Origin of the sequence: Klebsiella sp. OBRC7 (assembly GCF_000293135.1) — a bacterium.
GTDB lineage: Bacteria > Pseudomonadota > Gammaproteobacteria > Enterobacterales > Enterobacteriaceae > Klebsiella > Klebsiella michiganensis.
In genome coordinates, this window is record NZ_ALNJ01000119.1 from 1 (window position 1) to 14,276 (window position 14,276).

10 protein-coding genes and 2 pseudogenes are annotated in these 14,276 nt (G+C 45.3%); 3 read left to right on the plus strand and 9 right to left on the minus strand.

Going from position 1 to position 14,276, the window contains the following annotated elements:
• Together HMPREF1144_RS22905 and HMPREF1144_RS33380 are read left to right on the plus strand one after the other, a co-directional pair.
• On the plus strand, window positions 1-1,116 hold a 1,116-nt coding region (locus HMPREF1144_RS22905), incomplete at its 5' end, for a UvrD-helicase domain-containing protein (protein WP_009654107.1).
• Window positions 1,100-1,600 carry a 3'-5' exonuclease gene (locus HMPREF1144_RS33380; RefSeq protein WP_071532306.1) on the plus strand — a complete coding sequence of 167 codons (501 nt, stop codon included), beginning with the start codon at window positions 1,100-1,102 and terminating at the stop codon, window positions 1,598-1,600. The genes HMPREF1144_RS22905 and HMPREF1144_RS33380, both read left to right, overlap by 17 nt.
• Window positions 1,601-1,707: 107 nt before the next feature.
• On the opposite strand, the pseudogene HMPREF1144_RS32475 reads toward HMPREF1144_RS33380, so the two are convergent.
• The 4 genes and pseudogenes from HMPREF1144_RS32475 to HMPREF1144_RS22920 all read right to left on the minus strand — a co-directional run.
• Window positions 1,708-1,944 (minus strand): annotated as a pseudogene (locus tag HMPREF1144_RS32475) (integrase core domain-containing protein); the annotation flags it as partial.
• A gap of 124 nt (window positions 1,945-2,068) precedes the next feature.
• Window positions 2,069-3,328, minus strand: coding sequence for a GIY-YIG nuclease family protein (locus HMPREF1144_RS22910; protein ID WP_009654095.1), 1,260 nt, complete (start codon window positions 3,326-3,328; stop codon window positions 2,069-2,071).
• A 1-nt stretch (window position 3,329) separates the two neighbouring features.
• Window positions 3,330-5,339 carry a DEAD/DEAH box helicase gene (locus HMPREF1144_RS22915; protein ID WP_198286856.1) on the minus strand — a complete coding sequence of 670 codons (2,010 nt, stop codon included), beginning with the start codon at window positions 5,337-5,339 and terminating at the stop codon, window positions 3,330-3,332.
• Window positions 5,332-8,076 carry a class I SAM-dependent DNA methyltransferase gene (locus HMPREF1144_RS22920; RefSeq protein ID WP_009654118.1) on the minus strand — a complete coding sequence of 915 codons (2,745 nt, stop codon included), beginning with the start codon at window positions 8,074-8,076 and terminating at the stop codon, window positions 5,332-5,334. Before HMPREF1144_RS22920 ends, HMPREF1144_RS22915 begins: the two co-directional genes overlap by 8 nt.
• A gap of 132 nt (window positions 8,077-8,208) precedes the next feature.
• Between HMPREF1144_RS22920 and HMPREF1144_RS22925 the strand changes: the two genes are divergently transcribed.
• Entirely contained in the window at window positions 8,209-8,778 is a 570-nt protein-coding gene (locus tag HMPREF1144_RS22925) for a recombinase family protein (RefSeq protein WP_042928315.1), read from the plus strand.
• An 82-nt stretch (window positions 8,779-8,860) separates the two neighbouring features.
• On the opposite strand, the pseudogene HMPREF1144_RS31985 reads toward HMPREF1144_RS22925, so the two are convergent.
• The 5 genes and pseudogenes from HMPREF1144_RS31985 to HMPREF1144_RS22940 form a co-directional block, all read right to left on the minus strand.
• A pseudogene (locus HMPREF1144_RS31985) lies at window positions 8,861-9,702 on the minus strand (IS5 family transposase); the annotation flags it as partial.
• Window positions 9,703-10,079: 377 nt separating this feature from the next.
• Window positions 10,080-11,105: an IS110 family transposase gene (locus HMPREF1144_RS22930; protein ID WP_009654110.1), complete on the minus strand. Its 1,026-nt coding sequence runs from the start codon at window positions 11,103-11,105 to the stop codon at window positions 10,080-10,082.
• Between the two features lie 284 nt (window positions 11,106-11,389).
• Window positions 11,390-11,731 carry a DUF6527 family protein gene (locus tag HMPREF1144_RS33760; protein ID WP_071532308.1) on the minus strand — a complete coding sequence of 114 codons (342 nt, stop codon included), beginning with the start codon at window positions 11,729-11,731 and terminating at the stop codon, window positions 11,390-11,392.
• Window positions 11,731-13,101, minus strand: a complete 1,371-nt coding sequence (locus HMPREF1144_RS22935) for a ThiF family adenylyltransferase (RefSeq protein WP_009654109.1) — start codon at window positions 13,099-13,101, stop codon at window positions 11,731-11,733. The genes HMPREF1144_RS33760 and HMPREF1144_RS22935 overlap by 1 nt, the downstream gene beginning before the upstream one ends.
• Window positions 13,098-14,186, minus strand: a complete 1,089-nt coding sequence (locus HMPREF1144_RS22940) for a multiubiquitin domain-containing protein (protein ID WP_009654114.1) — start codon at window positions 14,184-14,186, stop codon at window positions 13,098-13,100. The genes HMPREF1144_RS22935 and HMPREF1144_RS22940 overlap by 4 nt, the downstream gene beginning before the upstream one ends.
• Window positions 14,187-14,276: the final 90 nt, after the last annotated feature.

Sequence of the window (14,276 nt, forward strand, 5' to 3'; positions counted from 1 at the left end):
GCAGCTGACGAAATTAAAGAACGAATTGAGTTATTAGGTGTAGATACATCACGGTTATGGATCGGAACAATTCATTCTTTTTGCTACGAATGGCTACTAAAACCGTATTCTATCTATCATAAAAACCTCAAAGATGGGTTTAAAATACTTAATAGCTATGATTCAGAAGTATTAATTACTAATATTTGTTCAAATTACAAGAGTAAAAAAATAAAATTTTACGAATGTAATCATTACTATACATCGGAAGGAATTCAACTATCTGGACATATCAAAAAGCAGGAGGCCATAAGAAATATACTCGAAGAGTATCATCTTCAGCTAAGTAGAAATAATCAGATTGATTTTGAGCAAATGTTATATTTCTCATTTCAGTTGATAAGTAAAGAATCTATATCAAAAATATTGAGTGGTATTTTTTCCTACATATTTATAGATGAGTTTCAAGATACTAAAGAAATTCAATATGCCATTGTTGCAAAAATAATTAAATCTAGCAAAGGTGAAATTGATGCTTTTATTGTTGGAGATCCTAACCAAGCTATATACGGATCATTAGGAGGATATGCAATATCACAAGAAAAACTGGATGAAATGACGGATTCGCATTTCTCCTATATGACCCTAGATAAGAATTATAGAAGCTCAAAAAAGATAATAGATTTCTATAGAAATTTCAATGTATTACCGAGTACGACAAGTTCGGAAAGTGAGCTAAAGAGTTACAATAGTCTTATAACGTACAATCAAATAATTAATAAGGTAAATTTAGTTGATCATATAAGCAAGTATATTGAGTACAATATTAACCAGCTAGGCATTGAGCAGAAGGAAATATGCATTCTTGCACCATGGTGGATGCACCTTGCTGCTTTAACGAGAAATTTAGTTACAAGTCTTCCAAACTATAATTTTGATGGACCTGGATTAGTCCCATTTTCTAGAGATATAGATAACTTCTGGTACAAGATCACTCAAGTAATTCTTACTGAACCATCGCCAAATATGTACGTTAAACGAATGAGATGGGTAAATGATATCCTATCAGAAATGAGTTTTTCTCAGGTAGATATTCAAAAAATAAATCCAAAAAATATTTTTGAATATCATAAATGATATAAAAATCGATGATGTAGATGGATTGAATTACCTAAAAAATTTCTTTTCAGAATTATTTAATAAAATAGAGGTTGATATTCGCTTGTACCCTCTTTTACAGGAACACTACGAGTCTTTCTTTAAAAGCTCAGAAGATAGAATTAATCGATTAAAAAAAGATAATGAACATTTTGCCACTGACATAAATGCATTTCGTAATGCATTCAAGCCAAAAACCGGTATTAAAGTGTCAACAATTCATGGCGTAAAAGGTGGTGAATATGACACTGTTATATCATTCGGATTATTACAAGATATGGTTCCAAATTTCAATGACTCATCCGATGATAGCACAAAAAAACTATTATATGTTATCGGATCGAGAGCAAGAAAAAATTTGCATCTTATATCTGAAAGAGGACGAAAGAGTAGAGATCAAGAATACAAGCCTACTAAGGTTCTATCTGGAACAAATTACACCTATGACCTAGATCCTTTTTAAATCAAGTTAAAAGTAACATATTAAACAATAAGCATAGGTGAGCATCATTTGTATTAACTTAGACCTGATTTGACAGGTGCTGATTATTTATACAGGCATCTGTCAGATTACATCTGGTTTAAATCCTTCTCTGACCAGATGCGTTTTACATCAAGTAATGTTTCCATTGGTGTCCGTCCACAGCACATTTTCCCCTGATGAGTTCGCTCATTATTATAGTGAGCCAGCCATTCATCAAGATCCGACTATAATGTTTCGATATCACCGTACAGCTTTTTGCGGAACGTTACCTGATAAAATTTTTTCAGTATTGTTTTGTGGAACCGCTCGCAGATGCCATTAGTCTACGGCGACAGCAAGTTTTATTAGTCGAAAGTAATGAGAGAAACGTTGAAAATGCCCTGGAGAACGTCTTGATAGTTATTTTTAAGTCTACTGAAAAGGCTGACTCCTGGCTGGGTAATAGCCTTATGGCCCAGGATGTTTTGCAACAATTTTCCCAGTCGTATTATCCAGTCGGTACTGCGAAATAGTTCCGTCCACAATGTGTTGGATCACCGCCTGAACTGTAGTCAATGGGACATTAAACCACTCTCTGGGAGCATAGACCTGACCGTTGTGGCTTTTGAGCGTAATATTGAGCCGACGGGCAGCAAGGAAACCATGTACCAATGCCTCTAATTTTTGGGCATTGAGGTTAAAGCACTGGCTGGTAGCCACAATCCTGACTGGTGCTTCGAGGAAAGTGCGGTCTTTCTGGGCATGTTCAATGCGTTGTTCCACGGTTGTTTCGGTAAAGCCAATCTTGTAAAGGCTTTGTTTATAAGGAATAAGCGCTGGGTCTGTACTCGTGGTGGCGAGCACATAAACCAAGCCGGTCGGCACCGCAGTATCTGATGGTTGCAACGTCTCGCCATTGAGTTGCACCTTGCGCCCTTCTTTATCTCTCACCAAGCCGTGAGTTAAGGATTGATAGAGCATGTTCATTTCGGTGCCATTCTCAAATATCAGCCGCAATCGGGCGTTGTAGGTCCGATATTCTTCCAAACGTTCACCAGCACTATGCACATACCCGAGTAACCCATTAAGAATAAAAAAATCGCCTTCAATAATTTTCAATTTATGCGTAAAACGCTCAAGACCAAAAGCCCCATCTTTTAAGCCTTTATGCAGGCGACGAAACAGTGGTTCGAAACGCGGGAAGTCGTGACAAGGCTGGCGCTGGGCAATTTCATCTGGCTGCTCTTTTTTGTCAGCGGAAACATACTGTAAGCTGAAGATGTCAGGTTCCGCAAAATCTAATAAACCGTCCTCGTCGTCGGCAAAAATATCCTCTAAAGAAGTCACCAGTTCTGATTTGTTGACGTAGGGTATTGGCTCTGGTTCAGCGACTAGCGGGGTTCTATCATTTTCAAGATGATTTGAAGCCAGAAGCCCCCGGCAATCCAGCGTTTGCAACGAAGCGCATATATCGGGGTTTTCTTTAATGATGCGCAATCGTCTTGCCAGGCGTTTCTCATCAAGAGAAGCGGTGCTGTTTTCTGTTGGCAGACGACCATGCCGATCGTAAAACGCGGCAATTTCGGCAAACTGATTGCCAGCCAAATCGACAGGACTCGCTTTGTTATTCAGGGGGTGAACATCCAATAAACAGAGATCATCTTCTTCACTGAGGATCTCATCTAATGTTGATTTGGCCGCTAATCGTGTTGTCGATAACCGGATCATTTTACTGCTCCTGATTAGCCAACTTCTGTTGCTTCATTTTGCGGATAAAGGCCAGCGCTTCGGCATAACGCTTCTCAATCGGATCACTGGCATTTAGCGATGGCCCTCTCTGTTGTTCTCGGGTGAACTGCTTGATCTTAGGCCAAAGGATAATTGCCTCTTCTTCGGAGACCTGCGATCGGCTGGCACTTACTGCTTCCTGAATGGTTTTCAGCATAGGCGCAGTTACCGATTTAGAGAGAATTTCATAAGCACCATGGAACGGATTTACCACATCTATCAGATCTATATCCAGATTATCAATACAGATGAACTTTTCACCCATTTTCAGGAACTGTTTACCTGCGATACTGTTAACTGATTCTTCTTCAGCACCATTTGCCATATCCACATTGGCATCCTGCGGCAGGTTTTCCCAATCAACCACGCCTCCTTTCTGAGTGATCAACATACTTTGCAATACCCCCAGACGTACCTGTTCCTGTTCTTCTTCGGTCAAATCTGGGTAAAGCGTTTGAATCACTGCTGGCAAAGCTACTTGAGTAACGGTTTCGGGAGGCGTGGTTTCACTGATTGCCTCTTTGACCAACTGCTCGTTAGCCATCAGGGTCGCCATAATTTCATTCTTGTCACTGTTCAGAATATCCAACACTTTCGGGGATACTGGTGAGGTTGCGGAATCATCTACGAGCAAAGTATTGGGAGGCAGTGGCTGACCGTCCCATTGAGAACGAGGCTTAAACTGGATGTTGGGAGCCAGGATCTGCTCCATCAATAACGACGTGGTGATCGCCTTAAGCATATTATTGACCGATGCCTTCACATCATCATCCTGTGCATCGGGTTGAGCGATGAGATTGGTAAACTGAGCATGCGTTTTTCCCGTACAATCTCGGGTCGCCCGGCCGATAATCTGCACAATTTCTGTCAGAGAACTGCGATAGCCAATAGTCAGCACATGTTCACAGTAAGGCCAGTCAAACCCTTCTTTCGCCATGCCTAAGGCGATGATGATGTCCATGTCATCAGCCGCTTTGATATTACGTAAATACGCCTGGATTTTGGGGCGTTCGTTAGGATTATCATCAACCAGATTGGCTAATTTGATCTCACGGTCATTTTTTCCCGCAATATGGTAAACCCCAGTCAGAGGATCGCGTTTTATCACGTTGCCAATCACATCGATGATAGAATCAACCTCTCCGTATTTATCTTTGGTTGATTCACCGGAATTGACATTCGGAATATGAATAATCGTTTTTTTGCTGATATCGAGTACCGAGGGCAATGCATCAATATAACGCCCCTGATAAAAATGATAACCAATCCCCAGAGATTTAAGATATTGATAGCCGTTTAGCTGCTCGTAATAGGTGTATGTCACCTTAGTAAACAGTGCCTCATCCTCAGGCAATAGGATCGGCACGGTATCGCCTCGGAAGTATGAGCCGGTCATAGCAATGATATGCGCACTCGATTTTTTTATGAGCTCGTCAATAAGATTACCAAGCCGGTTATCACCATCGGCAGACACATGGTGAAACTCATCAATAGCCACCAGGCAATTATTGAAATCTGTTACCAGTAATTTATCAAACGCAAAACGCAAGGTTGCATGAGTACATATCAGAATACGTTCTTTGCCGGACATAAAGCGTTGGAAAGCCTGAACCTTACCCGCTTCCCCGCCATCCACACACAGATTGTTCTCGGATTTAACACGCCAGTCAGCAAAAAAGCCTTTTTCGGTTAAACAGGTGTCCTGAAAAGAGCCGCCGATAGACTTTTCCGGGACGGCGACAATCACTTTTCGCACGCTCTGATTTTCCAGCTTATCCAGCCCCAGAAACATTAACGCACGAGATTTCCCCGAAGCCGGAGGTGCCTTGATCAATAGATACCGGCTGTTGCGTTCAGCAAAAGCACGGGTCTGCATTTCACGCATACCCATCGAATTAAGGCTGCTACTCTGGCCTGTTTGACCATATTCAACATGCAATAGGTTATTCATTATGGTTTCCTGCGTTGGCTGGTGTTCTGCTCTTTCTTGGTTTAGCCTGAGTTGCTTTCAGTTTCTGTGTCAGTGCTTCATAGCGAGCCAACAGGCAGCTTAAGCGGTCTGCTGCATCTTTGAATGGGCGCTCACGGTAAAGTCGATCCACCGCTGTATCGAGGGACTGATGGGCGGTTAACAGCTTTTGCGGCATCTTGTCGGGATCATAGAGTTCAGCCAGCGTATGGCCGGGAAACTCTTCACGGATTAAAATCACGTCTTCGGCGAATAGCTCGATTTGCGTACGTTGTGTGTCTGTAACTTCAGGCCAAGGAAAAGGGTTGTAAACTACCGAAGCAGAATAGCGATAGTCACTTTTCAACCTACCTGCTACCAGCCTCATCCAGTCGTTATGCATTAACGAAGAAAGTATTCCGAATTCGTATAGTGTACCGTTGGGGATAATATAATTTGCATTTGTTGAGATTATATCCGCATCCAAAAAACCTATTGGTATATATGTCCGACGCTCCGATGAAGCGCTGGGGACAAGAATATAACTGCCTGATTTAGGTTGACTAACTTGCATAAAAACATGAGGTTTTTGCGCCATTTTTATCGCTGCCGGATGACCAGCCTTTAACCGCAAATTCCTTATAACCTCAGTTCTTTTTTTTACCTCTGGCATTGCTTTCAAATCAGCGTCTGTAGCGTCAACTAACCACAAACACCACCTTTCCTTGCTGTTCAAAAACTCAGCCGCACCCAACACTTTCTTAATCCACCGTTTAACTAGCGGCTCATCCTTTAACAATTCATCTCGTTCATCTCGTGTAAGTAAAAGATTTCCACCATCAGTCGGTTTATTGCCAAAAAGTAACGGCGGAACACCTCTCACCAAAGGTTTGCTTGGTGTACCAATGGCAACATTACTTCCTTCTAGTAAGTAGGGACTAATATTACTTACATATCGGCTATGTAAGTCACCATCGATGCCTTGAAATAGCCTACGCGGTTTAGCACATGCAGATAATCCTACAATGATCACATGAACCGCAGCCTTGTCTCGAGCATTATTTGACCAAGCAAAGGTTGAATAAGCCAAATGAATATTAAGATTTAAAGCAAAAATTGATGGCCACAATGTAGAGACTTGCTCTCCTTGACAGATAGAATTAGTTGCAACAAATGCCAATTCAGCACGGGAATGTTGAATATATTGAGCACCTTTCCAGAACCAACAAGCGACATAATCAAGATAACCTAACGCTTTAAAACCGCTAAAAACGACCTGCATATCTGATTTCTGTTCTTCTGTGCGACCAAGAGTACCCAAAAACGGCGGATTACCGATTACATAGACTTCGTCTTCAGCTTGCTTAGGACAGAGCTGATGCCAATCAAGACGCAAGCTGTTGCCACTATGAATATTGCCGCTTTCACGGAGCGGCAATGCCGGTGGCGCAAAACCAAACGCTTTTTCCCACTGACTATTCACCTGGTGTTCCGCCAGCCAGAGGGATAACCGAGCAATCTGGCAGGCGAAGTCATCAATTTCAATGCCGTAAAACTGTGACAGGTGAAGACCGCTCATTGAAAATGTTTGAGGTTCCAGCTCACGCAAGGCCTCAATCACTTCTATTTCCAGTTTGCGCAACGTTTTGTAGGCCACAATCAGGAAATTACCGGACCCACAGGCGGGATCAAACACTTTGATCTTACCAAGCCGTACCAGTAGCGCCTTGAGCCCTTTGGCATTGTTACGTTGTTTATCCAATTCAATGCGTAACGGATCAAGAAACAATGGCTGAATCACCTTCATGATATTGCGATATGAGGTGTAGTGCTGCCCTAAGCGGCTGCGCTGCTCCACATCAATCACGGCCTGAAACATGCTGCCGAAAATATCCGGGTTAATCTCACTCCAGTTCATGGTGCCGCATTCGAGTAAGACTTTGCGTCCCTTTTTGCCCAGTTCGGGAACCGGTTCATCGCTGGCAAACAATCCACCATTTACATACGGAAATGCTGCCAGATGGGCGGGCAGCCTTTGCCGCTGAGGGCTGTCAGGCTTCTCATCTAGCACACCAAATAACCGATAAAGGAATGCATCCAGATCGCTGCCATCCTCTTCGGTAAAACCTTTGACAGCAGAAGTGAACTGGGAGAGGGCAAAGATACCGGTGTCTTCGGCAAAGAGGCAAAATAACAAACGGGTCAGAAAGACGTTAAGGGCGTGAATATCTTCAGACTTGCTGAGGTCATTACGGACTCGGATGAGGTCAAACAACTTCCCCATCTTCTCAGCGGCTTTCACATCAGCAGGGTTTTCACTGCTAATAATGGCTTTCTCAAGGCCCACTAACGGCAGAAAGAAACCGTAATTGCTATGTAACTCGTCCATCTCAATATCGAGCCGCTCTTTGCTCGCGGTATCCCAAGCCAGAAAGCGAGTAAAATCAGTGACCAGCACGAAGCGAATCTTGTTTTTAGCTATCGCAGGGTCATCAACGTACTGATTGAGAAGAGTTTCAAGATCTTCGCCTACCGCAGAAGACTGAAACCAGAGTTTATTCTTGATACCCACCTGACCAGGTTCTTTAGCGATGTTACGACTACTGCCCTGACGCACCTGTGTAATCGTTGATTTAGGAAAATCAAATGCGACCATAAAACCGTAAATGAATTCGTCACGATTCATCTCTTGGGTTATCTGTTCAAGTTGCTCGAAAATCCTCGCTTGATTCACTGCCATACATAATCCTTCAGAGTACATAACTTGTTTTTTGCAATAACTATATACCGCTTGTAGGTAAACCAACAATTACGCAGATGAGCGTTATCGGGCGATCTGGCATTCTCCTTCCTTTTGAGAGGAGGAAATGGCGTGTTAATAGGCTATGTCAGGGTATCAACAAATGACCAAAACACCGATTTACAACGTGAAGCACTAGAACGGTTAGGATGTGAGCAGATATTTGAAGAGAAAATCGGTGGAGCTACAGAGAAAAAACCAAAACTCAATCGTGCGCTGAAGACATTACAGGCGGGGGATACGCTCGCGGTGTGGAAACTGGATCGATTGGGACGCAGTATGAGACAACTCGTCAAACTAATGGACACGTTACAACAACGAGGGATTCATTTTCGTAGCGTGACCGACTCCATAGATACCGCCACACCAATGGGAAGGTTTGTTTTTCACATTATGGGGGCGATGGCTGAAATGGAGCGAGAACTTATTGTCGAACGAACCCGTGCAGGTTTGGCTGCCGCCAGGGCTAAAGGACGCATCGGTGGACGCAGGCCCAAGCTGACGCCGGAGCAATGGGCACAAGCCGGACATCTTCTGGCTAACGGCGTCCCGCGACAGCAGGTGGCACTGATTTATGACGTAGCGGTAGATACCTTATATCGAAAATTCCCTGTCGGCAGAAAACGGAGTGCCAAAACGTAACGTTGAAAAGATTAAGTAATCTACTTCTGGTAAACCTGCCGTCAAAGAGACAGGCAGGTTTACCACACTGATTACCCAGCCTATCGTAATCACGTAGAGTCAGTGAGCCACCAAACAGTTGCTTTACCCTGTACATGGCCGTTTCCGCTATCGAGCGACGGTTATACTCCGTCGTCCATTTCCACCGCGCATTACTCCCGCTCATTCGCTGGTTCGCAACCGCACGGTTACGAGCTGCGTACTCACCCGGCCAGTAACCTGCCCCCTTTCGGGGAGGGATGAAAGCGCTGATTTTCTTACGGCGTAGTTCATCATGACACAGCCGGGTATCGTAAGCTCCATCCGCTGCGGCTGACCTGATTTTTCGATGGGTCTGCCTGATAAGACCCGGGAACGCTTCTGAATCAGTGACGTTGTTCAGCGACAGGTCTGTCGCAGATAATTTCATGTGTTTTGCTGTCAACGGCCAAGTGGAGCTTCCGCCAGATTCGACGGCGCTCTTTGCCGTGTTTTTTGACCTTCCATTAGCCTTCACCGAAGACCTTCATCACGGTGGAGTCAAGCACCAGATGCGCAATTTCACCCCGGGTCTGTGTTTTAAAGCTGACGTTAACCGACTTAGCCCGTTTACTGACACTACTGTAATCCGGGCAGCGCAACGGAACGCCCGTCAGGTCAAAAATGGACCTGTGCGGCCCTCAGGGTCAGCCTGAATACGCGTTTAATCACCAGAACAGTAGTGATGGCGAGGTCAGAATAGCGCTGAGGTCTCCCCCGTGATGAAGGCGTTGCTGATTCATACCTGGCCTGAATAAGAAAGTCACGGAGCCCTGTTGATAAGAGCTTTGTTGTAGGTGTGCCAGTTGGTGCTCCTGAACTTCTGCTTTGCCACGGGACTACCTGAGTAGTGAGGAGATGCGTGATCTGATCCTTCTACTCAGCAAAAGTTCGATTTATTTAACAAAGCCGCGTATCGCCTGAAAACCCAACCCGCTACATATAGCGCTCGCCCGAAATCTGATTTATTCATAGATGGTCGCCTCCTGTTTGCCAAGCTAAATATGTTGTGGTGAATTTGCAGGTCATCAATTGCAGCCATAGATCCGGACTTTGCCAAGGTGATGTGAAACACCTCTGTCCCTGATGGAATACGCTGATGGAGGCCTCTATCAACAAAGCGCTCTTTCAGGAGCCTTGAATAAACCGGGTTTTCCCCATCACGGTCTGACCTGTCCTGCCATCACTTCATGCTTGCCTGAACAATCGGTGGTGTTGTTTCTGTCTTACTGACTCACAGATACTTAAACGTTCATCACTGGTGCACAGTACTCCTGGTCTTTTGCCAATAGTGCCCACACAATCCGCGCATTCTTATTAGCCAATGCTACCGAGGCAATGTTGTTATTCCGACGTGCCAGTAGTCGACTGGCCCATCCCGATACAGCATCCTGTTTACGTTTGACCGACTGCAACACAGCCCTGGCACCGTGAATGAGTAAGGTTCGTAAATAAATATCGCCTCGTTTGCTTATCCCGAGCAAGACTTGTTTGCCACCACTTGAATGCTGGCGTGGAACCAGTCCTAACCAGGCAGACAACTGTCGGCTATTTTCGAAATTGCTGGCGTTGCCGATAGTCGCAATGAGTGCGGTGGCGGTGATCGGGCCAATGCCTGGGATCTTGCTGATACGCTGACATAGCGCATTTTGGCGGTAGCACTGCTCAATCTGCTTCTCGAGCGTAGCGATGACATCGAACAGATATGCCATATGGTGCTGTAACAGACTCAGCTGTACACGGAACAGAGGGGGCAACGAGTTATCAGCATCCTCCAGTATCTCAGGTAACTGTAGTTGTAGCTGCTGGATCCCCCGGGGCACGACGATGCCAAATTCAGCCAATAGCCCCCGAATTTGATTCGCCTGAGCGGTCCGTTGCTTGATGAAACTCTGACGACTCCGGTGAAGTGCCAATACAGCTTGCTGCTCAGGGGTCTTGACCGGCACGAACCGCATGTTGGGTCGTGTGACGGCTTCGCAAATAGCCTCTGCGTCTGCAGCATCATGCTTATTGGTTTTGACATAGGGCTTGACGAACTGAGGGGCCATCAGCTTGACGTTATGGCCCATCGACATTAATTTGCTGGCCCAAAAGTGGGCAGAAGCACAGGCTTCCATGCCGATCAAACATGGAGGGATGTTGGCAAAAAAGGAAAGCATTTTTGCTCGTTTGAGTTGCTTGTTGAACAACCGCTTGCCGTGTTCGTCAATTCCGTGGACCTGGAAAACCTCTTTTGCCAAATCGATGCCGATAGTCTTAACGTTCATGATGGTCGCTCCTCTCAAGTAGTGACGATTTATCGTCCCACTGTGGCACAAGATGTAGGGGGCGACCATTCCATTAACAAAGCCTGCCGTCCCTTGAAAAGCCCAGGCAGGCATGTGAATGTACGAACCGGAAAATATGATATTCAATCCTGGTAACAGTAATCGACGTTAGTACGGCATCTTTAATTATCATTAATCATAATATAATTAACAGAACTTCCCGTTTCATTTTATTAAGCCGAAAACATCCGTTAATTATCTACTGGACCAAATTGATTTAGTTATTACACCCAGAATATCCGCCCTTGTTTTACCCAAAAGTGAGATTTACAGCCGTCTTTGAGCCATACAGATGGATGTAATGTAGGAAAACCATTATTGTCCAGACGGTAGTCCCATCGGGGTTTCGCTTCATCGATTACAAGTAGCTCAATAGTACGGGCACATCCACAAGGGCATTTGAATCCGATGCACCAGTCTTCATCCCCATCTCTGGCAAGAATAATTGAACGTATGGGTACCTTTGCGGGTAATGAGTCCCCATTGATAATTTTCAGGTGCCGTGGCGGGAGCCACGGTTCCAGTTTACATAAAACATAGTAGAACAGCCTGTCGAAAATAGACATTATTTACCCCCCAGTTCCGGGATCCCCAAAAGAGGCTCTTCACATCCGACTGCAAGCCGGGGATTCAGCGCCTTCTCTATATCACTTTCATCGGTATAGTCTTCTTCGACACCAGCAAGACTGAACATAGTACGGGCAAATCTCTTATCAGGATATTCGCGAAAAGGGAAACACCTTGCGATGAATTCCGACACACAAGCCGATGCCGCTCGCATATTCAGGGTGATTACCGATGGAGCCTCTTCCTGAACCCCTGTGATGTAACCTCTCCCGACCTGATCTTCATAATCCTTCGCGCTCAGGTTTTCCCGGTATATAAGCTCAGGTGTATATACATGACGATCAGATAAAGTAGATCCACCGGGTTTTACATAATCAATCCGGCCCGTCACGTCCGTAATTTTTCGCCCATCTTCAGGATCAACATGAGTCGGAATTTTTACCCCCACATCAAGCAATGGGATTAAAAAAGCAGAAGCAATACGATCTGCAATCATTCGGGCATGGTAGGTGTCAACGCAGCAAAAGATTATATCTGCGTTTGCTGCAGCAAGAACGGCCTCCCGCGAGAAAATAGTATTGTGAATTGGCCGGGCAATATCGTCCCCCCGAATACGCTGAATAACTTCCGCGAACATGTCTACCTTTGGTCGGCAGACCATCGCATCTTCAAGGGTCGAGTTCAGGATCCGGTTCAGATTTTTCTTTTCTATATGGTCATGATCAATCAAAATAATTTCGCCAAAGCCCAGCCTTGCTACCTGCTCGGCCACAATCGACCCTGTACCGGATACACCAATGACAGCTGCGGTGAGCTTGTTAAAAGTGTCCGTCATCCCCGATGTAAAAGCCATTGCAGGCGGCCGTGGCTCAGTGATCCCGTCCCACCAGTAGTGAATATTATCACCCGCGACGGTTACCAGTTCCACATTCTCAGAGTGCTTCCCCTCCCGGTAGCAACGTGCACGCATATTCCCGTCAGGAATCATAATTGCCGAACCATGAATGGTGTTAACGCCCTGAAAAAGCGATGCCATAGTCTGCACATCACTTGCATCATCCATATCAGAGAAAGCCAGGAAACCACCTGGATGCGAATGGACAAGGATAATTGACATCGATTTTTCTTCTGCGATATCAATGGCCTTCTCAAGGTAGCTACCCGGCCAGGAAATAAAATCGATCGTCCTGGATTTACACTCTTCATATGGAACAAGAATGAGCTCCTTAGCCAGGAGCTTCAGACGAGTACCATCGTAACGATTACAGACCAGAATTGCAGCAGCCTCTTTTCCGTCTCCCGGGAACAGATGTTTACGGAGTGAGGCATGAAGCTCCTGCGTCAATATCAGGCGACTCCCGGAGCTCATTGTCCGGCCTCCTTTTGCAGACAACCATCCGCCATCGCCAGTTGAGAGATGACAGAATCTGTTTCAGGATCCCATGAGCGATGGCGGGACCATCGCTGATACGCGACACTATCAATAACCGCCGTAGCTTCCGTCGCTGGGATCTTGACGCCATTGACCCGCGACAGTGGCGGGTATACGTAAAACATATCCAGCATGTTTACGGGATAACCGGAGGTAATCAACAGGGCCAGTTTAATCTTATTATGGTTATACCCTTCCGGGAGTTCATAATCGTGGATAATCAGCCAGCGAGCATTCCCGTTCAGGCAGGTTTCCCAGGAATATCCCATTCCATCAAGATATTGCTCATCTGCAGGTAGCAAACTGAACTCACGACGAGTTACCCCGGATGCTTCGCCATTGTTCACATCTTTCGGCGTGAGGCGCAGCTTCTCAATGCCAGGCGTACGCAAATCAATGACGTCATCAATATTCTTCTCAATCTTAGGCTGCCCTTCGACTTTGAGGAAAATATGCCATGCCTGACCGGGATTCAGCCCTGCACGGATAACGGCGTCACGGATTACAATAGTCGGGGTATCAAAAGTAAATTCCTTACCCTGAACATTCAGTTTCCATGATGCCTTCCTGCTGATGAAGCGCTCAATACCATCCCCATCCAGATCGATAAACTGGTCATTCTGGATTTCAAGATCAGCTTCGTCTTCACGCTCCAGTAACAGTTTTTTATTATCATCAACATTGCCGAGTTTACGAACGACATAACCGGTAATTAAACGACATGGCCACTCCATACGAGTACCATCAATAGTAAACAAATAGGTGCGGTCTGACTCGACAATGATAAAGCGGCGAACCTGAGAGCCAAGATCCACAACTTCATCGGGACGGATGTCCTCCAGAGAACCATCAGAAAGCAACATCAGCACGACAGGTAGCTGATCGGGTTTAAACCCTGATGCAGCTGAAATCTGTGCACCGGTAGGCGTGTTATCTTCCACGGTTACCTGACGGTAAGTGAGGCTTTCGTCCGCCACCTCAATGATGCGACGGCGGGGATGTTGTGATTGCAGGTCGTTCATAAGTACCTCCGGTATTTTCTACAGTGGCATGGCCACCAAATCTCATTAAATAAAGCTGTTTAACCAGGAAACAATAAAAATCATTGCCCG